Raw genomic sequence first — 21,712 nt, forward strand, 5'->3', positions numbered from 1 at the left:
TTGATCACGGAGAAATTCCACAACGCATGGGCCGATGTTATGGCTCCGCTTGCATTTGATCTTTCCGCATCATTGTTGGACGCCGATGACCGCCCTGCAACCTGCCCACCACGTTCTCGCCGACCGGCAGCGGCTCTGGGCCTTCTGGCTCGGCTGCCTCGTCGTCACGATCGGCGTCGTCCTGCACGTGCCCATGTACCTGATGGGGGCCGATATCGGCTACCAGCTGACCGGCATGAAGATGGACCTGGGCATGACCGTCGGCATGCTGATCATCCCGCCCGGCTGCGCCCTGGCCGGCTGGGGCCTGCTGCCCCGCCGCGGCGTCGACCATGCCCACGACCACCATACCGTCGACGTCACCCCGCCCGAGGACGCGCCGCTGTCCCTGGCCCACTGGGGCCTGATGCTGGTGCTGGTGGTGGCCCTGATTATCGACATCATGAAGCCGGCCAGCCTGGGCTTCGTCGTGCCGGGGATGATCAAGGAATACGGGGTCAGCAAGGCCATGGTCGCCTGGCTGCCGTTTGCGGCCCTGAGCGGCACGGTGGCCGGCTCGATCATCTGGGGCGCCCTGGCCGACATCTTCGGGCGGCGGGCCTCGATCCTGCTGTCGGCGGTGATGTTCGTCGGCACCTCGATCTGCGGGGCCATGCCGGACTTCTGGTGGAACGTCATCATGTGCTTCATGATGGGCGCGGCCGCCGGCGGCCTGCTGCCGGTGGTCTACGCCCTGCTGGCCGAGACCATGCCGTCCAGGCATCGCGGCTGGGCCCTGGTGCTGGTCGGCGGCCTGGGGGCGGTAGGCGGCTACCTGGCCTCGTCGGGCGCCTCGGCCCTGCTGCAGCCGGTGTTCGGCTGGCGGATCATGTGGTTCCTCAACCTGCCCACCGGCCTGATCCTGATCGCCCTGTCCGGCGCGATCCCCGAATCGGCCAAGTTCCTGATGACCATCGGCCGGATGGACGCCGCCCATGCGGTGCTCAAGCGGTTCGGCTCGGTGGTGCGCGAGCGGGACGAGACCCCCGAGGAGCACCACCACGTCCTGACCCCGCCGCCGATCGAGCCGCGCTACGCCGGCATGACCGCGGCCCTGAGCATCGCCGCCGTCGCCTGGGGCCTGGTCAATTTCGGCCTGCTGCTGTGGCTGCCGGCCGAGCTGGTCGCCCAGGGCCACAGCGTCGGGGTCTCCAGCCAGCTGCTGGCCAAGTCGGCCCTGATCGCCTTCCCGACCGTGTTCGTCTGCGCCTTCCTCTACAGCCGCTGGAGCACCAAATGGGCGCTGGCGGTCAGCATCGGGGTCACGGCCCTGGGCGTGGCCGGCGTGCTGGCGCTGAAGTTCGGCTCCAGTCCGGTGCTGCCGGTGGCCCTGATGATCATCGGGGCCAACGGCTTGCTGGCCATCCTGCTGCCCTATACGGCCGAGAGCTACCCGCTGAAGATCCGCGGCCGGGCCACCGGTTGGGTGGCGGCCTGCAGCAAGTCCGGCGGGCTGATCGCCCAGCTGCTGGGCATCCTCGGCGCAGTGCCGCCGCTGAAGCTGGCGGCGCTGATGATCATCGCTCCCCTGGCCCTGGCGCTGCTGCTGGTGGCCTGGTTCGGCGCCGAGACCCGCGGGCGGGACCTGCGCGAGCTGGAAAAGTAGGCCGCGGCTGGAGGTGATGAGGCCAGATAGAAACATCCGTCCCACTCCGTCTCCCCGGCGAAGGCCGGGGTCCAGATCGTAGGGCTGTGTGTTTCGGATAAGCGTCCAATGCGACGGCTGAATCTGGGCCCCGGCCTTCGCCGGGGAGACGGGACGAGGGATGCCCCCCTTCAATCAACCCGCTCGAACTACCCCGCGATCGCCGCGGCGTCGCGCTCGCCGGTGCGGATGCGCAGGGCCTGTTCAAGGTCGAGGACGAAGACCTTGCCGTCGCCGATCTTGCCGGTGTTGGCGGTGGCGGCCAGGGCCTCGACCACCGCCTCGACCACGTCGGTCGGCACGGCGATCTCCAGCTTGACCTTCGGCAGCAGCTTCACCTCGTACTCGGCGCCGCGATAGACCTCGGTCTTGCCCTTCTGGCGGCCGTAGCCGCGCACCTCGGTGACCGTCAGACCCGACGCCCCCGCCTCGGTGACCGCCTCAAGCACGGCGTCCAGGCGGCTGGGCTTGATAACGGCGACGATCATCTTCATGGCGCGGCTCCGGTTGGCGGCGGCTTCTTCTAGGACTTGAGGCTAGGCCCGGGAATCGACGGCTCCAAGGGCCTTGCGGCATTTAGACCGCGCGGCGCCTTACGAACAGGCGCCGGCCCGCCGGGGGAGGGTTGCAGCACGCCAGGGGCGAACACCCGCACCCGCGCCCGGCTGCCGCGCGGCTTGACGGCGAAGGTTTGCTTGACAGCCTCCATCAGGATCAGGCCGGCGAACCGCGGCCACAGCCGGGCCCCGACCTGCTCGAACCCCTCGGCCCAGCGCGTCAGCACCGGCGTCGGCGGGGCGTAGAGGGCGCGGGTCCAGCCGGCCGGCTCCAGGTCGGCCTCGCGCAGCAGGGCCTCCAGCTGGTGACGGCTGAACGGGCGCCCGTGGCCGAACGGCGTGCCTTCCGCCCCCGCCCAGAAGCCGTCGCGCGAGGCCACCGCGACGATCAGCCGGCCCGACGGGGCCATCACCCGCCAGATCTCGCGCAGCACGGCGGCCGGATCGTCGGCCTCCTCCAGGGCGTGGACGGCCAGGACGCGGTCGAACATCGCATTGGGGAACGGCAGGCTGGTCTCCTCGACCAGGGTCGCCTGATTGCCCTCGCCGCCGGGCCAGACCTCGACCCCCTGGGTCGCGGGCATGGCCGCCACGGTCCGCCGGGCCTTGGCGCGCACCGGTTCGAGGAACGGCGTCGCATAGCCGAGCCCGAGCACGTCCAGGCCGCGGGCGTCGCCCCAGGCCTCCTCGACCTTGCGTCCGAGCATCTCGCGCGCCACCCGGCCCAGCGGGGTGGCGTAGAAGGCCCTGAGATCGAGCACGTCGCGGCGCATTGAGTCTCCCGGAAGGCGGCCTCATCTATGTAGGCGGGCGGGCCCCTCGCGTCACGTCCCGCCCGCAGAAGGGCGTCGCCCCAAGGAGAGCCGAAGCATGTCGCTGACCGTCCACCAGTTTCCCTGCCTGTCGGACAATTACGGCTTTCTCGTGCGCGACGACGCCACCGGCATGACGGCGACCATCGACACGCCCGACGCCGACGCCATCCTCGCCGAACTGGCCAAGCTGGGCTGGACGCTGGACCTGGTGCTCAACACCCATTGGCATCCCGACCACGCCGGCGGCAACGCCGCCATCCAGGCCGCCACCGGCGCGACGATCGTCGGCCCGCCGGAGGTGACGCGCATCGCCCCCCTCGACCGTCCGGTCAGCGAGGGCGACGTGGTCGAACTGGGCCAGACCAGGCTTCAGGTGATCGACACCGGCGGCCATACCCTGGGCCACATCGCCTATCACGACGCCGCCGACGCCATCGCCTTCGTCGGCGACACTTTGTTCGCCCTCGGCTGCGGCCGGTTGTTCGAGGGCACGGCCGAGCAGATGTGGGGCTCGCTGAGCAAGCTGGCGGCCCTGCCCGACGACACCACCGTCTACTGCGCCCACGAATACACCGCCGCCAACGCCCGCTTCGCCCTGTCGGTCGATGGCGATCCGGCCCTCCGGAGCCGGGCCGACCAGGTGTTCGCCGCTCGCCTGCGGGGCGAGCCGACGGTGCCGACCACGATCGGGCTGGAGAAGGCGACCAATCCGTTCTTGCGCGCCCCCGCCCTGCGTCCGCATCTGGCGCCGGCCGAAGCGTTCGGCGAGATTCGCGCCGCCAAGGACGGCTTCAAGGGATGAGCATGGCCACTTCGGGACTGGGCATTTCCGGCGACCTGGGCGCACGGGAGATCATCCGCCTGCTCGACCTGGCTCCGCACCCGGAGGGCGGCTGGTACGCCCGCACCTTCGCCGACACGGCGGCGGCCGGCGCGCGCCCGGCCTCGACGGCGATCTACTACCTGCTGCAGGCGCAGGAGATGTCGGCCTGGCACCGGATCGACGCCGTGGAGATCTGGCACTACTACGCCGGTGCGCCGCTGTCGCTGACCCTGTCGCCGCCTGACGGCGTCGGCCTGACCGCCCACACCCTGGGCCCCGACCTGCGGGCCGGCTGCCGGCCGCAGGTGGTGGTGCCCACTGGCTGGTGGCAGACCGCCGTCAGCCTGGGCGCCTGGACCCTGGTCGGCTGCACGGTGGCGCCGGGATTCCAGTTCGAGGGGTTCGAGCTGGCGCCGGACGGGTGGCGGCCCAGCGCCTGACGCGGCGGGACGCCCCCTCCGTCACGATGCGTATTCGCATCGGGCCACCGCCCCCGCGATGCGGGTGAGGAGAAAGACGCCCCTCTCCTCCCCCGTGAAACGGGGGAGGTGGCGGCGAAGCCGACGGAGGGGGCGTCCTCGGCCGAAAGGCTCCCAGAGCGGTCCGCCCGTCAGGGCGCGACGGACGCCGGCTCCGCGACCGGCTCGGGGTTGGTGTCGTCCGAGCCGTGCGACCATTTCTTCAGGATCGGCGACAGGGCCAGGAACACCGCCCCAATGCCTATCGACACCAGGCCGATGATCTTGAACACCAGAAGCGACTGGACCATGGCCGCGGCCGGGTCGAGCACCTGGCCGCCGATGGTCTCGGTCGAGGCGACGCCGGCGATCCAGCCGCCGAACAGGTTGGCCATGGCCAGGGCCATGTACCAGACCGCCATCACGAACGAGACGATCGACAGCGGCGACAGCTTGGTCATCTGCGACAGCCCCACCGGCGACATGAACATCTCGCCCGAGGTGTGCAGCATGTACATCACGATCAGGAACACCAGCGGCATCCGGAACGCGCCGTCGGCGAAATGAGCGCCGACCAGCAGGATCAGGAAGCCCGCCCCGACCTGGATCAGCGACAGGCCGAACTTGACCATCGGCCCGGGATTGCGGCCGCGGAAGCCCAGGAAGGTCCACAGGGCGGCGAACAGCGGTGCGAAGATCAGGATCCAGCCGGCGTTGATCGCCTGGGTCTGGGCGGCGTTGAACGAAGTGTTGATCCAGAAGCCGCTGGCGGGATTGATCCCCGCCGCCGCCAGCTGTTCGGGCGCGCCGAGGATCACCGCGCCGTTGAACCAGGTCACCGGCCTGGCCAGCAGCTGCAGATTGACGTTGGTGGCCGCGAACAGGTTCAGCGACGAGCCCGCCTGTTCGAACAGGGTCCAGAACACCACCGCGCCCAGCACCAGGACCACCGCCAGCAGCAGCCGCTCGCGCTCGACCTTCTCGCACTTGGCGAAGGCGAACCACAGGATGTAGCCCAGAGAGCCGAACATGCCGGCGACCAGGGTGGCGCTGACCACCGGGGTGTACTGCACCAGGAAGAACACCGCGCCGACCACGCCCAGCGAGCCGAGATAAATCAGCACCTCGCGATTGACCGGCCCCAGGACGGGCGCCTTCAGGGTCTTCAGCTCGGGCGGCTCGCCCTTGCCCAGCAGCCAGGGCTTGCCCAGCACGAAGACCACGAAGCCGACCAGCATGCCGACCCCGGCCATGCCGAAGCCGGCGTTCCAGCCGATGTTGACGCCCAGCAGGCCGCAGAGGATCGCCGCCCAGAACGAGCCGAGATTGATGCCGTAGTAGTAGAGGGTGAAGCCCGGGTCGCGGCGCGGATCTCCCTGCGGATAGAGCTGGCCGACCAAGGTGGCGACATTGGCCTTCATGAAGCCGACGCCGACGATGATCAGCGACAGGGCCAGCCAGAAGATGTTCAGATAGACCGGATCGCGGTCCTTGACGCCCAGTTGGTACTGGCCCTTGGGCAGCACCGCGGGCAGGACCGACTGGGCCGGCAGGTTCTTGATCTCGAAGTCGCCGCTCTCGTTGGCCGCCACCTCGTAGGGCTTGTCGGCGACCAGGATCTTGGCGACCCGGCCCTCGCCGCGGCCGCTGACCTGGAAGTCGTAGGTGTGGCCGGCATAGGCCAGGGTCTGGGTGGCCGGGCGGCCCTCGACCGCCATGGTCAGGTGGCCGGCGACCAGCAGGATGGCGCCGAAGGCCACCGCCTTGCGGGTGCCCAGATAGCGGTCGGCCAGGAAGCCGCCCAGCAGGGGCACGATATAGACCAGCGAGGTATAGGAGCCGTAGTGGCCGCCGGCGGTCTTCGAATCGAACAGGAAGTGCTGCGTCAGGTAGAAGATCAGCAGGCCGCGCATGCCGTAGTAGGAGAACCGTTCCCACATCTCGGCCAGGAAGCAGATGATCAGCCCGCGCGGGTGGCCGCGCAACAGTTGGATAAGCACGGGCACGCCGGTCACGAGGGTGACCAGGATGCCCAGGGCGACAACGATATTCATTCACTAGCCTTGAAAATAGTCAGCGGCGGCGGCGTTGAACCGGTCGTTTCGCCCTCGCCCTCCCCGTTCGGCGGGGAGAAGATCACGGGAGTCGGCGTTTCACAAGCAACGGCTTGCCGCCATGCAGCCCTCTGACGGGCTCGCGCGTTCTTAAAGCGTCGCCACTGCGACAGGGAAGGAACAGGCAAAATGACGCCGAACCAGGATCATCCCTTTACCTGCTCCCGCGAACCGGGACGGGTCGCCGTGCTGTTCGAAGGCCATGAGATCGCCGACAGCGACGACGTGCTGCTGCTGCGGGAGGCCGATGGCCCGCCCGTGCGCTATCTGTCGCGCGCCGACGTGGCGATGGACTTCCTGCACCGGTGCGACAAGGTCACCCGATGTCCCTACCGGGGCGAGGCGACCCATTATGCGATCTATCGCGACGCCAAGGTCATCGAGGACGTCGCCTGGTCCTACGAGCGCCCGCCGCCGGGCTTTGGCCAGTTGGCCGGCCGCATCGCCTTCCATCCCGAGCACGTCGACTTCAAGCGCATGGGCCTGACCCCGGCCGAGACCCGGGCGCTGAATGTCGACGACGTGGTGCGCCACACCGACAGCGGGGCCGGGCGCAGCCAGGCCGAGCCGTGGACCACGAACGTCGCCATGCCCGACGACGCGGCCTGGGAAGGCGACGACATTCGCGACGACCAGGGCGGCCAGACCCTCGACCGCCCCTATCAAGGAACAGGATCGATCTGACACCGCCTTTGCAAGGTCAAGGCTTCGTTAAGCTTTCGGGTGCTGCACTACGGCGGCGCTTGAGCGCGGAGCCTTCTTCAGAAAGGCGCGGGAGAAAACGCCATGGCCTATCTCGACTATCGCATTTCAGGACGTCACCGCACCCAGAGCCGCCAGCCGGCCCGCACGTGGCTGCCGCAGCTGGCCTGGGAACGGCTGGCCGTGATCGCCATCTGCCTGGGCGCCTGGACCGCGATCATCCTGGCGGCCCGGGCCCTGTTCTGACCCCGCCTCAGTAGGCGAAGTCCTGGAACACCCGGTTGATGTCGCCCTTCCAGGCGCCGTGATACAGCGCCAGCAGCCGCTCGGCCGGCGTGATGCCGCTGTTAGCGATCTCTTCCAGGTCGCCCAGATAGATGGTCTCGTCCAGGAAGCCGCCGTTCAGCTCGGCCCGGCCCTTCAGCCCCTGGCGGGCGATGGCGACGAAGTCCTTGGCCACGTCCTGGGCCGAGCGCCCGGCGACCATGGCCTTCAGGCCCAGCTTGGGCACGTCGCGGCGCAGGCCGGCGCGATCTTCCGGCGTCCAGTGCTTGCAGAGGTCCCAGGCCGCGGCCAGGGCCGCATCGTCATAGAACACCCCGGTCCACAGGGCCGGCAGGGCGCACAGCCGGCTCCACGGCCCGGCGTCAGCGCCGCGCATCTCCAGATAGGTCTTGAGCCGCACCTCGGGGAACAGGGTGGTGGTGTGGTCGGCCCAGTCCTTGATCGAGGCGCGCTCGCCCGGTAGCTCATCGATCTTGCCGTCGATGAAGTCGCGGAAGCGGCGGCCGGCCAGGTCGATATAGCGGTCGCCGCGCTTGGCGAAATACATCGGCACATCCAGGGCGTAGCGGGCGTAGCGCTCGAAGTCGAAACCGTCCTCGAACACGAAGTCCAGCAGGCCGGTGCGGTCGGCGTCGGTGTCGGTCCAGACATTGGCGCGGGCCGACAGGAAGCCGTTGGGCTTGCCCTCGGTGAACGGCGAATTGGCGAACAGGGCGGTGGCGATCGGCTGCAGGGCCAGGCTCATGCGGAACTTGGCGACCATGTCGGCTTCGCTGGAGAAGTCGAGATTGGCCTGCACGGTGCAGGTGCGCAGCATCATGTCCAGGCCCAGGCCGCCGACCTTGGGCATGTAGTTGCGCATGATCACGTACCGGCCCTTGGGCATCACCGGCACGTCCTGACGCTTCCAGACCGGAGAGAAGCCCAAACCGAGGAAGCCCAGGCCCAGCTCGTCGGCGACGGTCTTGACCTCGTCCAGGTGCCGGCCGGTCTCCTCGCAGATGTCGTGCATGGTCTTCAGCGGCGCGCCGGAAAGCTCGAACTGGCCGCCGGGCTCCAGGCTGACATTGGCCCCGTCGCGCTCCAGCCCGATGATCGTCGGGCCTTCCATCACCGGCTTCCAGCCGAAGCGCTGCAAGCCGGTCAGCAGGGCGTGAACGCCCTTGTCGCCCTCGTAGGGCACGGGCGCGTGCGAGCCCAGATAGAAGCCGAACTTCTCGTGCTCGGCGCCGACGCGGAACTGCTCCCGGGGCTTGGAGCCCTGGGCGAAATAGGCGGTCAGCTCGTCGAGCGTCAGCGGACGCTCCTGGCTCATGGCTTCGGCCATCGGCCATCCCTCCCAAGGTGCAACGCTTCAAGAAGGGAGGGGCCCTTCCCCCCGACCGCCGCGAACTGTCGTGCTGCGCACTTGGGCGCTTTCCCGGCCAACCTCAAGGGGCCGCCTGTTCTTTAGCTTGCCGCCAGTCGCCCGCCACCGCCTGCCACAGGGTCATGGCCGCGATCGCCGCGGTGTCGGCCCGCAGGATGCGCGGCCCCAGCGACACCGGAACGACGAATGGCAGCGACCGCAGGCGCTCGCGCTCCTCCGGGGCGAATCCGCCCTCGGGGCCGATCAGGATGGCGGCCGGCGCGGCCGTGTCCGCCAGGGCCTCGATCATCGTCCTGGCGTCGCCGCCCTCGTCGCAGAACACCAGCCGGCGGGCCGGATCCCAGCTGTCGAGGATCTTGTCCAGCTTCATCGGATCGTCGATCACCGGCACGTCCAGGCGGCCGGTCTGCTCGGCGGCCTCGATGGCGATGGCGTCCAGGCGCCCCAGCTTCAGGAAGTCGACATTGGTCCGCCGGGTCTGGGTCAGGCGCACCCGGCGCGCGCCCAGCTCGGCGGCCTTCTCGACGATGGTCTCGACCCGGCCGCGCTTGACCATGGCCACCACCAGGTCGAGGTCGGGGGCGTGGTCCTGCGGCCGGGTCTGTTCCTCGCAACGCAACAGGCAACCGCGCTTGCTCGCCTCGGTCAGGCTGGCGCGCCATTCGCCGTCCTGGCCGTTGAACACCAGGATCTCGTCGCCGACCGACAGCCGCATCACCGCGGTCAGGTAGCGCGACTGGTCGACGCTGGGCGCGACGCCGGCGCCGGCGCTCAGGGGGTGGGGAACATAGAGGCGGATCATGCCGCCCTTCTAGCGCAAGTCGGCGTTCCGGGGGTAGGCTCGGCCGATGAGCAAGTCCCCCGACTACGAAACCGAGCTGCGCGACCTGCAACTGGCCCTGATCGCTCTGCAGAAACAGGCGATCAAGGAGGGCTGGAAGACGGTGACGCTGTTCGAGGGCCGCGACTCCGCCGGCAAGGACGGCGCCATCGCCCGCCTCACCGAGCACGCCCACCGCCGCGCCACCCGGGTGATCGCCCTGCCCGCCCCGTCCGAGCACGAGCGCGGCCAGTGGTACTTCCAGCGCTACGTCCAGCAGCTGCCGGCGGCCGGCGAGGCCGTGGTCTTCAACCGCTCCTGGTACAACCGGGCCGGCGTCGAGCGGGTGATGGGCTTTTCGACGCCCGAGCAGCAGGAGCAGTTCCTGCGCGACGTGCCGGCCTTCGAGCTGATGCTGGTGCAGAACGGCGTCCGGCTGAGCAAGCTGTGGCTGGACATCAGCCGCGACGAGCAGGCCCAGCGCCTGGAGGCCCGCCGCAAGGACCCGCTGAAGGCCTTCAAGATCAGCGACCTGGACGCCGTCGCCCAGTCCAAGTGGGACGACTACACCGTCGCCCGCGACGAGATGTTCATGCGCACCCATTCGATCCCGGCCCCGTGGATCTGCGTCCGGGCCAACCACAAGAAGGCCGCGCGGCTGAACATCCTGCGCTGGCTGCTGCACGCGGCCGCCCCGAAGAAGCTCCTCAAGGGCGTGGCCAGGCCCGATCCCGAAGTGATCTTCCCGTTCGAGCCGGCGGCGCTGGAGGACGGGCGGCTGGAGCGGTAGGGGTCGGGATGATGGAAGACCGGATCATTATTTTCCCGTCTCCCCGGCGAAGGCCGGGGCCCAGATTCAGCCGTAGCATTGGCCGCTCATCCGAAGCACCCAGCCCTATGATCTGGACCCCGGCCTTCGCCGGGGAGACGGAGTAGGATAGATCGCCGGGGAGACAACGGCCCCTCAATCCACATCCCAGCTGAACGCCTTGTCCAGCATGTCGCCCAGGCGGCCGTCGGGGCGGGCCAGGGCGAAGATCCGGGCCATTTCGGCGTCGGACAGAGCGAAGTCGAAGATGTCGAAGTTCTCGGCCAGCCGGGCCGGGCTGCGGGTGCGCGGAATGGTGATCACCCCCTGCTGGACCTGCCAGCGCAGGGTGACCTGGCCGGCGGTCTTGCCGTGGGCCTGGCCGATCTCGGTCAGCACCGGGTCGTCGGCGACCTTGCCCTGGGCCAGGGGCGACCAGGCGGTGATCGCCGTCCCCGCCGCCCGGGCCTTGGCGATCAGGGTCTTCTGCGACAGGTAGGGGTGGTATTCGACCTGGTTGGTGGCGATCGGCGCCTCCGAGGCCGCGGCCGCCCTGGCCATCACCGCGGACGGGAAGTTCGACAGGCCGATGGCGCGGGTCAGGCCGCGGTCATAGACATTGTTGAGCGCGGCCATGGTCACGGCCAAGGCCGGCTGGGGCTTGGGCCAGTGCAGCAGCAGCAGGTCGACCTGCGGCACCCGCAGCTTGCGCAGGCTTTCGTCGACCGAGCGCTGCAGGTCGCCCTCGGCGAAGCGGTCGATCCAGACCTTGGTGGTCACGAAGATCTCGCTGCGCGACACGCCGGTGGCCGCCAGGGCTGCGCCGACGTCCTGTTCGTTGCCGTAGATCTGGGCGGTGTCGATGTGGCGATAGCCCAGTTCCAGGGCCTGCTCGACCAGCGCCTGGGCGCTGCCGTCCCTCAGCTGCCAGGTGCCCAGGCCAATGACGGGCACGGCGACGTCGCCCGCGCGGACGTCCGGAATGGCGTGGGGCATGGCGGGTCTCCGGAGGGCTCAAGCCGATATAGCGCGACGGGCCCGCAAAGCCAGCTTCAGCTGCAGGTGCTGCAGGCCGGTCAGGGCCAGGGTGACGGCGTAGAAGCCCAACCCCATCAGCGCCATGGTCGTCAGCACCGCCCCGTAACCGCGACTGGCGACGTCGAGGAACGGATAGGGATAGAACCCGCTGAGCGCCCCGTGCAGCAGCGACCAGGCGCCGAACGCCGCCGGGAAGACCAGCGCCTTCCAGGCCGAGCCCCAGCGGGCCGTCTCGCGCGGCGGGACAATCAGGAAGTCCAGCAGAAACAGGGCCGGCGTCACGCTGTGCAGCAGGGTGTCGGCCAGCAGCTGGGCGCCCTTGGGATCCCACGTTCCGGCCAGCAGGGCGTGATAGACGATGGCCGTGATGGCGATATAGGCGGCCGCCGCCACCCGGGATCCGGCCCGCGCCGCCCACCGTCCCAACGGCCCGTCCGCCGCCAGCGCCGAGGCCCCAAGCACCGTCCCCGCCGCCAGGTTGCTGAGGATGGTGAAGAAGCAGAAGAACCGCAGCACGGCCTGGGCCAGGTCGGCGCCCGAGCGGCCGTGGACCATCAGCCAGAATTGCAGGGCAACGCCGGCCCAGACCGCCAGGGCCGCGCCCGCGCGCCAGGCCTTCAGGGCGGCGGCTTTCATGACGTCGATCCCTGCGCCGCATCCCAGGCCTTCACCGCCGCCTTCGGAGTCACGGCCCGCCAGCGGCGTTCCAGCAGCCGCTGCACGGTGCCGGGATGGACCCGCGACAGCCGCACCAGCACATAGGGATAGTTCCGGTAGTGGTCGGTGACATGGAAGGTCTCGGGCTCGGCGGCGATCAGCATCTCGCGTTCGTCCAGGCTCACCCCCGGGCAGACCAGGCTGTCGCCGTCCTCCAGCAGCCGGGTCAGGAACTTGCCATGCGCCTTTAGGCAGGCGTGGCCGTAGGAAACCCCGTCGACGACACCGGGCAGGCGCAGGGCGAAGGCGCGGACATCTTCGTAGGTCATGGCGCGTAGGTCATGGGCGAGAGCTCCGGCTGCGACTATAGGGGGAAGATGGACGCTGAAAACACCCCGCCTTCGCCGGTCCTGGTGCTGGGGGCCACCAGCCTGATCGGCGGCTTCCTGCTGGCGCGGCTCGACGCGGCCGGCCTCGAGCCGATGGCGCTGAGCCGCCAGCCGCCGGGCGACGACGTCTGCTGGCTGGAGGGCGACCTATCCGACCCCGACCTCGACGAGGCCCTGCCGCATGCGGCGACGGTGTTCTCGCTGTCGCCGATCTGGCTGCTGCCCCCGGCCCTGCCGGCCCTGAAGGCCCACGGCCTGACCCGGCTGGTGGCCTTCTCCTCGACCAGCCGCTTCACCAAGCAGGACTCGCCCGAGGCGTCGGAACGTGCGGTGGCCCGGGCCCTGGCCGAGGCCGAGCAGCAGGTCGAGGCGTTCTGCGCCGAGCACGGGGTGGCCTGGACGATCCTGCGCCCGACCCTGATCTATCTGGAGGGCCGCGACGGCAATGTCAGCCGCCTGGCCGGCCTGATCCGCCGCTTCAAGGTGCTGCCGCTGTCGGGACGCGGCGAGGGCCTGCGCCAGCCGGTCCATGCCGAGGACCTGGCGGCCGGGGCCCTGGCCGCCGCCGGCGCGCCGGCCGCCCGCGACCGAGCCTATGACCTGACCGGCGGCGAAACCCTGACCTACCGGGTGATGGCCGAGCGGATCTTCGCGGGCCTGGGCCGCCGCCCGGCGATCCTCAGCCTGCCGCCCGGGCTGTTTCGCTGGCTGCTGACCCTGGCCCGGCCGTTCTATCCCGGGGCCACGGCGACCATGGCCGACCGCATGGCCCAGGACCTGACCTTCGACGACGCCGCCGCCCGCCGCGACTTCGGCTGGTCGCCGCGGGCCTTCCGGCCGCGGTTCTGAACACCAACGGCCTTTGGCTCCGACCGCTCTCGCCCTCCCAAACAACCCGTCGTCGAACCTTGGGGTGAACGTCGGACACGTCGACCCGGTCCTGGTCCGATCTGCTCCATGGCTTCGGCGCCGCCCTCCTGGACCCTCCTGCGCTCCATGAACGGTCGGCTGCACCCACCGTCCTCAATCGATCACGGCAAGGTCTCCGTCTTCGTCTCGGCCTTGTCGGCGGGCGGGTCCGGCGGCGTCTTGTTCGCCCCGGCCCAAACCCCGTTCAGGGTAGCCGCGTCGAGCATGGACAAGACAGTCTCCAGATGAGCAATGCGATGAAGCGCGTCGACGATCTGTTGGGCGTGGAAAGGCTTGGCGATGAAGTCGGCGCCTTTGAGCCCTTCCAGCGAAATGCGCGTCGCCGCCGCGGCTGAAACATAGATGACTGGAAGGCCCGGATAGGCCAAACGCGCATGACGCGCGACCTCGAAGCCGTCCGCGCCGTCGCCGAGGTCGATGTCCGTCACCAAGGCCGCGAGGGGATCGTGTCGATTGATCACCGCCGCCGCCTCGACGGCGCTACAGGCTTCGACCACATCGAACCCGTTTTCTCGAATGACTTCCGAATTTTCCAAGCTGCACAGCAGATCATCTTCGACGTACAAGATGCAATCGCGAGCCATTTTCCGAGTTCCTATGGATTAAACAAACCCATAGGATGAGAATTGTTTCCAACTCTCGCTGACTTAAGCGCATTTAAAACCATCAACTTCCGACATCATTACAACACTATTTGAGTTTTTATTACATCGACGCCAGCTCCACACGGTGCGAGCGGAACCTTATCTGTCGCTCAATGCACTCTTTCTCTGATCCAGTTGGAGATGTCCGTTGAGACTGTTCACTGTGGGCGCTCGCCCCTATTCGACGTCGCTCAGCACCATGGCGAACGGGACCTGGGCCCCGTCCCGGTCGACATAGCCGCTGACCAGCTTGTGGTCGGGATGCAGCACGCCCAGGTCGACGTCCTCGGTCGGGAACATCACCACCCGGCGGTCGCCGATGCAGATCAGCAGTTCGTAGCCGTCCAGGGCCCGCCGCGACATCGCCTTCAGCCGCGAATAATAGGGCTCGCGCTTCCACGAGGTCGGCTTGCCCGGATCGACCACCACGTTCAGCCGCTTGCCGTCGCGGTCGGGATACATCAGGAAGCCGGCCTTGTCGGGTCGCCAGGCGGCGTCCAGCTTCTCGGAGGTCAGCCACAGGCAGTGGAAGCCCCGGCAGGCCTGGGGCCGGCCGTCATAGTCGCCGCAGCCGCTCCCCTTGCGGAACACCCCGCACCACTGGCCGGCGGGTTTGTCCAGTTCGCTGATGTGCAGCACCTTGCAGCACATGCCGCAGTCGCCGCAGGCCTTGGCGGGGGCCGCCTGGCTCATTGGGGAAGCTCCCGCACCTGGCCATAGTCGACGTCGCGGTCGGGCAGGATCTCGTAGCCGCGCCGGCCGACCAGCACGTTGAGGGTCAGGCCGCGGGCCGCGCCGCGCGCCGCCCAGGCCTTGAAGGTGTCGTAGAACGGCGCCTTGCGCCAGGCCTCGGGCGAGGCCGGGTCGACCTCGACCACCAGGGCCTGGCCGTCGTTCTCGCGGTGCAGCACGAACCGCGCCCGGTCGGGCCGCCAGCGGTCGTCGAGGTTCGGGGCCCGCAGCCAGTAGCAGGCGAAGTCGGCGCAGGCCCGCGGCCGCTGGTCATAGATCCCGCAGCCCGCGCCCTTGTGGAAATGCTCGCACCAGACATGCGGCGCCTTGGCGATGGCCTTGACGCCCATCAGCTTGCAACACATCCCGCAGTCGCCGCAGGTCCTGGCCTCGCCCACCGTCGCTCGCTCCGCCTATCGTCCGAAGACGGATTTATCGCGGTTTGATGACGGTTTTTCGCGCCCCTTCGCCGGATCGGCGGCGAGGCCTCAGCCCTCGCTCCACACCGCCAGCTCGTTGCCGGACGGGTCGGTGAAGTGGAAGCGCCGGCCGCCGGGGAAGGCGAAGATCGGCTTGGTGATCGCGCCGCCCGCCGCGGTTACCTTGGCCAGCACGGCCTCCAGGTCGTGGGCGTAGAGCACCACCAGCGGCTTGGCCGCCGCGCCGTCCTGCGGGGTGGTGAAGCCGCCGTCGGTCCCCTGCCCTTCGAAGGCCGCATAGTCGGGGCCGTAGTCGGTGAAGGCCCAGCCGAACGCCGCCGCATAGAAGGCCTTGGTGGCCGGAAGGTCGCCCGCCGGCCATTCGATATAGTCGATCTTGCCGTCTTCGCGCATGGGGCCGCCTCCAGATTTGTTCTTCTTATGTTCTAGAACGCCGTCAGCGCAGAGTCCAGACGCTGGTGCGCTTGACGGCCATGTCTTCCAGCTCGCGGGTGGTGGGCACCTGATATTCGGCCAGCTTGTCCAGGCCGTCCTTGGGGAAGTAGGTGCGGCCCGGGTCGCCGATCAGCACCTCCGCTCCCGCCGCCCGGCCCAGGGCCAGCCAAGCCATCACCGCCTCCGCCATCGGCCGCTCGTAGCAGATGTCGCCGGCCAGCAGCAGGTCGGTCGTCGGCGGCGGGGCGTCCAGCAGGTCGACCTCGGTGAAGGCCACCTCGACGCCGTTGGCGGCCGCGTTCAGGCCGATGGCGGCCTCGCAGAACACGTCGATATCGGCCGCCAGCACGCTGGCCGCCCCGGCCTTCATCGCCGCGATCGCCACCAGGCCCGAGCCGCTGGCGAAATCGATCACCCGCTTTCCGGCCACGATTTCCGGATGGTCGAGGATGTAGCGGGCCAGGGCCTGGCCGCCGGCCCAGGCGAAGGCCCAGAACGGCGGCGGCAGGCCGATCTCGGCCAGGGCCTCCTCGGTCAGGGTCCAGATCGGGGTGATCTCGTCGGCCAGGTGCAGCCGCAGCTCGGGCGTGTGCGGCGGGGCCTGGAGCCGGGTGTTCTCAAGGATGAAGGCCCGGCGGCCGGCGAGGGAGGCTTCGATCATGCGCCCTTAGAGCACCGCGGCGGTCGCGGGGCGAGGCCTATGCCTCGGCCCGGGCCGAGGCCGCCTTCAGCACCGACAGGTAGCCCGGCGCGACCAGCATGCGGCCGGTCAGGCCCTTGTTCTCCAGCAGCCGGTGCGCCCGGGGCAGGTTCCAGCACGGCATGTGCATGAACAGGTGATGCTCGCCGTGGAAATTGACGTGGTAGGGCGCGACCAGGGCCCGCTCGATCGCGTTGGCCCGGGTGGTGCGGGCGTGGCGGAACGGGTCGGACTCGTCCCGGGCGACCAGGGCGTGCTCGGCGATGTTGCGCAGCCGGGTGACGAGCGGGAACCAGCTCGCCATTGGAACAAGCCACAGGGCCAGCCAGGCCCACCACAGGCCGGCCGCGCTGAGCACGACCAGCAGGCCCAGGTTCCACAGCAGGAACGGCGCCTGGCGCGCGACCTCGCCGCTGAAGATCGCGCCCTTCGGCTGGCCGGCGCCTGGCTTGCCAAGCAGCGGCCCGAGGCGCTGCTTGACGAAGGTCTGGCCGGTCAGGTCGCGGATGATCTTGCGGCGCAGCGAGGCGCGGGTGGTCGGGAACGGGGCCGACAGCACCAGGTCCGGATCCTCGGCCTGCTGGGCGTATTTGTGGTGCGTCAGGTGATAGGGCCGGTACCTGGCCAGGGACGCGCCGATCGGGACCGCGCACAGCCACTCGCCGATCCAGTCATTGACCTTCAGGTTCGGATGCAGCCCGCCGTGCGCCGCCTCGTGCATCAGGATCGCCAGGCCCAGCTGCCGCGCGCCGATCAGCATCACCGCCAGCAGATAGGTCAGCGGGTTGGGTCAGAGCACGAAGACAGCCCCGGCCGCGACGATCACCGCCCAGGCGTGGGCGACCATCGCCAGGCCGATCCACCGCGAACGCGCCGAAAGCCGAGCCCATTCGGCGGGGGTGAACAGGTCCTGAGGTTTGACGCGGGAGGCGACGGCCATGGAACGATTATGCCACATTCGGGCTTCGACCGACAGGATGACGTGACGTAACCCGCGGGAGGCATTGATGAAAAAGATCATGATCGGCCTGGTCCTGGCCGCCGCCCTCGCCCCGGCCATGGCCCAAGCCGCCAGCTTCGACTGCGACCGCGCCCGGGCCGCCGACGAGAAGGCGATCTGCGCCAGCCGGCCGCTGAACGACAAGGACGTGCGGATGGCGCTGCTCTACGAGATCAACCGCAAGACCCTGGCCATGGGCGGCCGCGAGGCCCTGGAGGACGCCCAGCACCAATGGCTGCGCGAGCGCCGAAGCTGCGGGCCCCGCCGCGCCTGCCTCGACCGCGCCTATGACCGCCGGCTGGACGAGCTGCAGCGCGGCCTGGAGCGGATCTATCGCAACGGGCCGTTCTGAGCGCATGGTGATTGAAAGCCGCTCCATTTTCATCCGTCTCCCCGGCGAAGGCCGGGGTCCAGATTCAGCCGTCGCATTGGACGATGATCCGAAGCACCGCCCTATGATCTGGGTCCCGGCCTTCGCCGGGAAAGCGGATCGGGGATGGGCGCTTCAGTCCAGGACGTCACGCTTCAAAGCCCCGCCGGCTTCCACAGCCCCGCGGCCAGGGCCAGGAACAGCACGAAGCCGGCATGGGTGTTGGACTTGAACAGGGCCAGGGCCCCGGCCGGGTCGTCCAGCCGCAGGGCCGCGGCCTGGCGCGACAGGTGGACGGCGAACAGCGCCGCCAGCGGCAGGAACAGCGGCCCCAGGTCGCCGAGCCAGGCGGCGGCGATCACCAGGACGAAACAGACGACATAGAAGGCCAGCACGCCGCGCGGCGCGGCCGCGCCCAGCCGCCGGGCCGAGGACTTGACCCCGGCCAGGGCGTCGTCCTCCAGGTCCTGCACGGCGTAGATGGTGTCGTAGCCCAGGGTCCAGAAGATCCCCGAGGCGTAGAGCAGCACGGCCGCCACTGACGGCGGATGCCCCATCCAGTCGGCCACAAAGCCGTACTCCGAGAATAGCAGTCGCATGACGATCAGGCCGCCAAGCGGAAGGCCGCCGTTGGCGGCCACGAACCCTAGCAACGCCCCCCAGTTGAAGGTCAGGCCCAGCCAGGCCTGTGGCCACCAGGTGATCCGCTTCATGAACGGGTAGGCGGCGACCAGGGCCAGCGACGCGACTCCGAGAAAAAAACACCAAAGATTTAGGCACAGCAGGATCAGAAAGCTCACCAGGCTGCAGCCGATCACGAAGCCCCAGGCCTGCTTGACGCTGATCAGCCCGGCCGGGATCGGCCGCATCGCCGTGCGGCTGACCTGGGCGTCGAAATCGCGGTCGACGATGTCGTTGAAGGCGCAGCCGGCCGCCCGCATCAGGGCCGCGCCGACGAAGAAGGCGATCAGCAGCCAGGGATTGGGCCACTGGCCCCGGCCCGCCGCCGCCAGGGCGATGCCCTGCCAGCCGGGCAGCATCAGCAGCCAGATCCCCGCCGGCCGGTCGAACCGGCCCAGCTTCAGCCACGGCCGCAGGGCGGCCGGCGCATGGCGGTCGACCCAGTTGCCGACGGCGGCGTCGGGCAGGATGGCGGTGGAGGTGTCGCTCATGGGCAAGGCTTAGCGCGACGGCAACGGCAAGGAAACGCCGCAAAGCGACAAGACGGCTGTCGGCCGGGCGCGGTTCGATATCGCCGCGCCGGCATAGAACTTTCCGATCTCATCGCGAAAAACGATCAATTGGATTGATCCTCCCGCAGCGCCCAAAGGTGAAGCCAGTCACCAACGGCGGAAGCGATCATGACCCGGAACACCCTGACCACCACGGCCGGCGCGCCCGTCGCCGACAACCAGAACTCGATCAGCGCCGGCCCGCGCGGCCCGCTGCTGATGCAGGACTACCAGCTGCTGGAAAAGCTGGCCCACCAGAACCGCGAGCGGATTCCCGAACGGGTGGTCCACGCCAAGGGCTCGGGGGCCTACGGGACCCTGACGGTGACCAACGACGTCACCCGCTACACCAAGGCCAAATTCCTGTCGCAGATCGGCAAGCAGACGCAGATCCTGATGCGGTTCTCGACCGTGGCCGGCGAGCGCGGCGCGGCCGACGCCGAGCGCGACGTGCGCGGTTTCTCGATCAAGGCCTACACCGAGGAAGGCAACTGGGACATGGTGGGTAACAACACCCCCGTGTTCTTCGTCCGCGACCCGCTGAAGTTCCCCGACTTCATCCGCACCCAGAAGCGCCACCCGGTCACCAACCTGCGCTCGCCGACGGCGATGTGGGACTACTGGTCGCTGAGCCCCGAGAGCCTGCACCAGGTCACCACCCTGTTCAGCGACCGCGGCCTGCCGCAGGGCTACCGCTTCATCCACGGCTTCGGCAGCCACACCTACAGCTTCATCAACGAGGCCAATGAGCGGGTGTGGGTGAAGTTCCACTTCAAGTCGATGCAGGGCATCCGGAACTGGACCAACGCCGAGGGGAACGCGGTGATCGCCAACGACCGCGAGAGCGCCCAGCGCGACCTGTTCGAGGCCATCGAGGCCGGCGACTTCCCGCGCTGGCGGTTCTGCATCCAGGTGATGACCGAGCGCCAGGCCGAGACCTTCCGCTGGAACCCCTTCGACCTGACCAAGGTCTGGCCGCATGCGGACTATCCGCTGATCGAGGTCGGGATCGTCGAGCTGAACCGCAATCCGGACAACTATTTCGCCGAGATCGAGCAGTCGTCGTTCAGCCCGTCGAACATCGTGCCGGGCATCGGCTTCTCGCCCGACAAGGTGCTGCAGGCGCGGATCTTCTCCTATGCCGACGCCCACCGCTACCGGGTCGGGACCCATTACGAGGCCCTGCCGGTCAACCGTCCGCGCTGCCCGGTCCACCACCAGCACGCCGATGGGGCGATGCGCTTCGACAGCCCGCCGCGCACCGAGGCCTGGTATGAGCCGAGCAGCTTCGGCGGCCCCGTCGAGGACAAGGGCTTCGCCGAGCCGCCCCTGCCGCTGCACGGCGACGCCGACCGCTACAGCCACCGCGACGGCCATGACGATTACAGCCAGCCGGGCGACCTGTTCCGGCTGATGAGTCCCGACCAGCAGCGCCAGCTGTTCGACAACATCGCCGCGGCCATGCAGGGCGTGCCGGTCGAAATCCAGCAGCGCCAGCTGGCGCACTTCCACCGCGCCGACCCGGCCTACGGAGCCGGGGTGGCGCAACGCCTGGGGCTGTCGGTCGACAGCGCCGTCGCCGCGGAATAGCCCCCCGTTCCCGCGGCGAAGGGAGGACCGCCGGCCGCCCCTGCCCGGCGGTCCTCCTTGATCATCCCCGATCATCCCCGCGCAGGCGGGGATAGTCGGATTAGGCGAGGCGCAGACAGGAAAAACACGTGTTCTCCTTCTCCCCTTGCGGGAGAAGGTGGCCTCGCGAAGCGAGGTCGGATGAGGGGTTGAAGGCGGGTTCCGCTGCGAACGGCGGAACGGCCGGGTGCGGCGGTTGAGGTTTGAGAGACCCCTCATCCGTCGGCCTTCGGCCGCCACCTTCTCCCGCAAGGGGAGAAGGAGAATCGTGCTCCATCCCCGCGGTTTGCGGGGATGGACGGGGGTCGAACTCAACGAAATCAACGCCCTGCGATTTTCTCACTTTTTTCCGTCCTCACCCTCCCGGGGCGCCGCGATAATGCTCCTCACCTGAGAGCACGGGGAGGGCGCACGTACGGCGACCGATGCGGCTTTCGGGGGTGGACGAGCGGGAAGGCTGGTCCGCCGCGTTTCCCTCGGGAGACGTCTTCGGGACGGATCGGATGCAGGCTCACCCTGGTCGTGACGAAGCTCCGGCGCTGAAGGCAGGCGGATCGGTCAGCAGGCATGCGGGGGTTACGCATGCGGTCCGACACCTTCCAGAACCGACATAAGCTGTCAGTTGCCATTTAGGGACTCCGACACACGCCCTTGTGGCGCGCCCCCTTACCTCGCAAGGGCTCGCGCCACAGGGGCGTGTGTTGACCAGGACCGACACATGCTCTGCACGGCAATCCAAGGGTCCCCGAAACATGTCCAGGTACCGAGGCCTCGGCGACGGCTCTCAAGACCCCGACACTAGGACGTGCTCATTCCAGAGCCGACATCAGTTGTGCGTCGCCATCTAGATCGGGGTCTGTTTTGCACAGTCGACGCTTAGATTCGTCGCCAGCCCACCACTCACAACAGAGGTTGGACGCTCCCGCTCTGGGGTGCTGTCGCGCATGGCTTCGATCTATGCCCCCGTGAAAGGAGCGAGGTAGCGCCGGATGTTGTTCACGCTGGCGCGAAGTTTCGATCCATGCCCTCCGGCGAAGAGGCGACGGCGGAGAGGCCAAAGGCGCTTTCGACGACATATTGG

General features: G+C 68.8%; 23 protein-coding genes, 1 pseudogene and 1 CRISPR repeat array (1 of these 25 only partly in view). Of the genes and pseudogenes, 9 read left to right on the top strand and 15 right to left on the bottom strand.

The genetic code is table 11. The features are described from left to right. The first annotated feature begins 85 nt into the window (after positions 1-85). Positions 86-1,645, top strand: a complete 1,560-nt coding sequence (locus ACIPQB_RS00435; RefSeq protein WP_446483219.1) for an MFS transporter — start codon at positions 86-88, stop codon at positions 1,643-1,645. A 188-nt stretch (positions 1,646-1,833) separates the two neighbouring features. Here the strand turns inward: ACIPQB_RS00435 and ACIPQB_RS00440 are convergent, their stop codons facing one another. After that, positions 1,834-2,178 carry a P-II family nitrogen regulator gene (locus tag ACIPQB_RS00440; protein WP_446483220.1) on the bottom strand — a complete coding sequence of 115 codons (345 nt, stop codon included), beginning with the start codon at positions 2,176-2,178 and terminating at the stop codon, positions 1,834-1,836. A gap of 29 nt (positions 2,179-2,207) precedes the next feature. Continuing rightward, positions 2,208-3,014 (bottom strand): class I SAM-dependent methyltransferase, encoded by an 807-nt coding sequence (locus tag ACIPQB_RS00445; protein ID WP_446483221.1) that lies wholly within the window; start codon positions 3,012-3,014, stop codon positions 2,208-2,210. Between the two features lie 97 nt (positions 3,015-3,111). Between ACIPQB_RS00445 and gloB the strand changes: the two genes are divergently transcribed. Together gloB and ACIPQB_RS00455 are read left to right on the top strand one after the other, a co-directional pair. After that, positions 3,112-3,858, top strand: a complete 747-nt coding sequence (gene gloB, locus ACIPQB_RS00450; protein WP_446483222.1) for a hydroxyacylglutathione hydrolase — start codon at positions 3,112-3,114, stop codon at positions 3,856-3,858. After that, a complete protein-coding gene (locus ACIPQB_RS00455) occupies positions 3,855-4,319 on the top strand; it encodes a cupin domain-containing protein (RefSeq protein WP_446483223.1) in 465 nt (154 codons plus the stop codon). Before gloB ends, ACIPQB_RS00455 begins: the two co-directional genes overlap by 4 nt. A 170-nt stretch (positions 4,320-4,489) precedes the next feature. On the opposite strand, the gene ACIPQB_RS00460 is transcribed toward ACIPQB_RS00455, so the two are convergent. Further along, entirely contained in the window at positions 4,490-6,391 is a 1,902-nt protein-coding gene (locus ACIPQB_RS00460) for a peptide MFS transporter (RefSeq protein ID WP_446483224.1), read from the bottom strand. A gap of 189 nt (positions 6,392-6,580) precedes the next feature. On the opposite strand from ACIPQB_RS00460, the gene ACIPQB_RS00465 reads away from it, so the two are divergent. Both ACIPQB_RS00465 and ACIPQB_RS00470 read left to right on the top strand, forming a co-directional pair. After that, positions 6,581-7,135, top strand: coding sequence for a DUF427 domain-containing protein (locus ACIPQB_RS00465; protein ID WP_446483225.1), 555 nt, complete (start codon positions 6,581-6,583; stop codon positions 7,133-7,135). A gap of 102 nt (positions 7,136-7,237) precedes the next feature. Then, positions 7,238-7,399: a hypothetical protein gene (locus ACIPQB_RS00470; RefSeq protein WP_446483226.1), complete on the top strand. Its 162-nt coding sequence runs from the start codon at positions 7,238-7,240 to the stop codon at positions 7,397-7,399. A 7-nt stretch (positions 7,400-7,406) separates the two neighbouring features. Here the strand turns inward: ACIPQB_RS00470 and ACIPQB_RS00475 are convergent, their stop codons facing one another. Further along, positions 7,407-8,765: a glutamate--cysteine ligase gene (locus ACIPQB_RS00475; RefSeq protein ID WP_446483227.1), complete on the bottom strand. Its 1,359-nt coding sequence runs from the start codon at positions 8,763-8,765 to the stop codon at positions 7,407-7,409. Between the two features lie 103 nt (positions 8,766-8,868). Further along, positions 8,869-9,609 carry a 16S rRNA (uracil(1498)-N(3))-methyltransferase gene (locus ACIPQB_RS00480; protein ID WP_446483228.1) on the bottom strand — a complete coding sequence of 247 codons (741 nt, stop codon included), beginning with the start codon at positions 9,607-9,609 and terminating at the stop codon, positions 8,869-8,871. 46 nt (positions 9,610-9,655) lie between these two features. Here ACIPQB_RS00480 and ppk2 point away from each other — a divergent pair, with 46 nt between their 5' ends. Then, positions 9,656-10,417 carry a polyphosphate kinase 2 gene (ppk2, locus tag ACIPQB_RS00485; protein ID WP_446483229.1) on the top strand — a complete coding sequence of 254 codons (762 nt, stop codon included), beginning with the start codon at positions 9,656-9,658 and terminating at the stop codon, positions 10,415-10,417. 174 nt (positions 10,418-10,591) lie between these two features. On the opposite strand, the gene ACIPQB_RS00490 is transcribed toward ppk2, so the two are convergent. The 3 genes from ACIPQB_RS00490 to ACIPQB_RS00500 are packed head-to-tail and all read right to left on the bottom strand — an operon-like array spanning position 10,592 to position 12,459. Next, positions 10,592-11,431, bottom strand: a complete 840-nt coding sequence (locus tag ACIPQB_RS00490; RefSeq protein ID WP_446483230.1) for an aldo/keto reductase — start codon at positions 11,429-11,431, stop codon at positions 10,592-10,594. A gap of 18 nt (positions 11,432-11,449) precedes the next feature. Beyond that, a complete protein-coding gene (locus tag ACIPQB_RS00495) occupies positions 11,450-12,109 on the bottom strand; it encodes a Pr6Pr family membrane protein (RefSeq protein WP_446483231.1) in 660 nt (219 codons plus the stop codon). Continuing rightward, complete coding sequence (locus tag ACIPQB_RS00500) at positions 12,106-12,459, bottom strand: MmcQ/YjbR family DNA-binding protein (RefSeq protein WP_446483232.1); 354 nt, start codon at positions 12,457-12,459, stop codon at positions 12,106-12,108. Before ACIPQB_RS00500 ends, ACIPQB_RS00495 begins: the two co-directional genes overlap by 4 nt. A gap of 48 nt (positions 12,460-12,507) precedes the next feature. On the opposite strand from ACIPQB_RS00500, the gene ACIPQB_RS00505 reads away from it, so the two are divergent. Next, entirely contained in the window at positions 12,508-13,368 is an 861-nt protein-coding gene (locus ACIPQB_RS00505; protein ID WP_446483233.1) for an NAD-dependent epimerase/dehydratase family protein, read from the top strand. 182 nt (positions 13,369-13,550) lie between these two features. Here the strand turns inward: ACIPQB_RS00505 and ACIPQB_RS00510 are convergent, their stop codons facing one another. From ACIPQB_RS00510 to ACIPQB_RS00535, 6 genes and pseudogenes are all read right to left on the bottom strand, one after another. Next, on the bottom strand, positions 13,551-14,015 hold the full coding sequence (locus tag ACIPQB_RS00510) for a response regulator (RefSeq protein ID WP_446483234.1): 465 nt from the start codon (positions 14,013-14,015) through the stop codon (positions 13,551-13,553). A 255-nt stretch (positions 14,016-14,270) separates the two neighbouring features. Continuing rightward, entirely contained in the window at positions 14,271-14,786 is a 516-nt protein-coding gene (locus tag ACIPQB_RS00515; RefSeq protein ID WP_446483235.1) for a YkgJ family cysteine cluster protein, read from the bottom strand. Beyond that, positions 14,783-15,190 (bottom strand): YkgJ family cysteine cluster protein, encoded by a 408-nt coding sequence (locus ACIPQB_RS00520; protein WP_446483236.1) that lies wholly within the window; start codon positions 15,188-15,190, stop codon positions 14,783-14,785. The genes ACIPQB_RS00515 and ACIPQB_RS00520 overlap by 4 nt, the downstream gene beginning before the upstream one ends. Positions 15,191-15,313: 123 nt before the next feature. Next, positions 15,314-15,658, bottom strand: a complete 345-nt coding sequence (locus tag ACIPQB_RS00525; RefSeq protein WP_446483237.1) for a VOC family protein — start codon at positions 15,656-15,658, stop codon at positions 15,314-15,316. A 43-nt stretch (positions 15,659-15,701) separates the two neighbouring features. Next, positions 15,702-16,361 (bottom strand): class I SAM-dependent methyltransferase, encoded by a 660-nt coding sequence (locus ACIPQB_RS00530; RefSeq protein WP_446483238.1) that lies wholly within the window; start codon positions 16,359-16,361, stop codon positions 15,702-15,704. 37 nt (positions 16,362-16,398) lie between these two features. After that, a pseudogene (locus ACIPQB_RS00535) lies at positions 16,399-17,340 on the bottom strand (fatty acid desaturase family protein). Positions 17,341-17,407: 67 nt separating this feature from the next. Between ACIPQB_RS00535 and ACIPQB_RS00540 the strand changes: the two are divergent. Beyond that, positions 17,408-17,752: a lysozyme inhibitor LprI family protein gene (locus ACIPQB_RS00540; RefSeq protein WP_446483239.1), complete on the top strand. Its 345-nt coding sequence runs from the start codon at positions 17,408-17,410 to the stop codon at positions 17,750-17,752. 173 nt (positions 17,753-17,925) lie between these two features. Here ACIPQB_RS00540 and ACIPQB_RS00545 read toward each other — a convergent pair whose 3' ends face one another. Then, entirely contained in the window at positions 17,926-18,948 is a 1,023-nt protein-coding gene (locus ACIPQB_RS00545) for a UbiA family prenyltransferase (RefSeq protein WP_446483240.1), read from the bottom strand. A 183-nt stretch (positions 18,949-19,131) separates the two neighbouring features. Here ACIPQB_RS00545 and ACIPQB_RS00550 point away from each other — a divergent pair, with 183 nt between their 5' ends. Beyond that, the gene (locus tag ACIPQB_RS00550) at positions 19,132-20,592 is read left to right on the top strand and encodes a catalase (RefSeq protein ID WP_446483241.1); all 1,461 of its coding nucleotides are present in this window, start codon (positions 19,132-19,134) and stop codon (positions 20,590-20,592) included. A 1,119-nt stretch (positions 20,593-21,711) separates the two neighbouring features. Further along, a CRISPR array of direct repeats spans position 21,712; the repeat unit is 31 nt (it continues 2,187 nt past the right edge of the window).

This window comes from Caulobacter sp. LARHSG274, assembly GCF_052871235.1.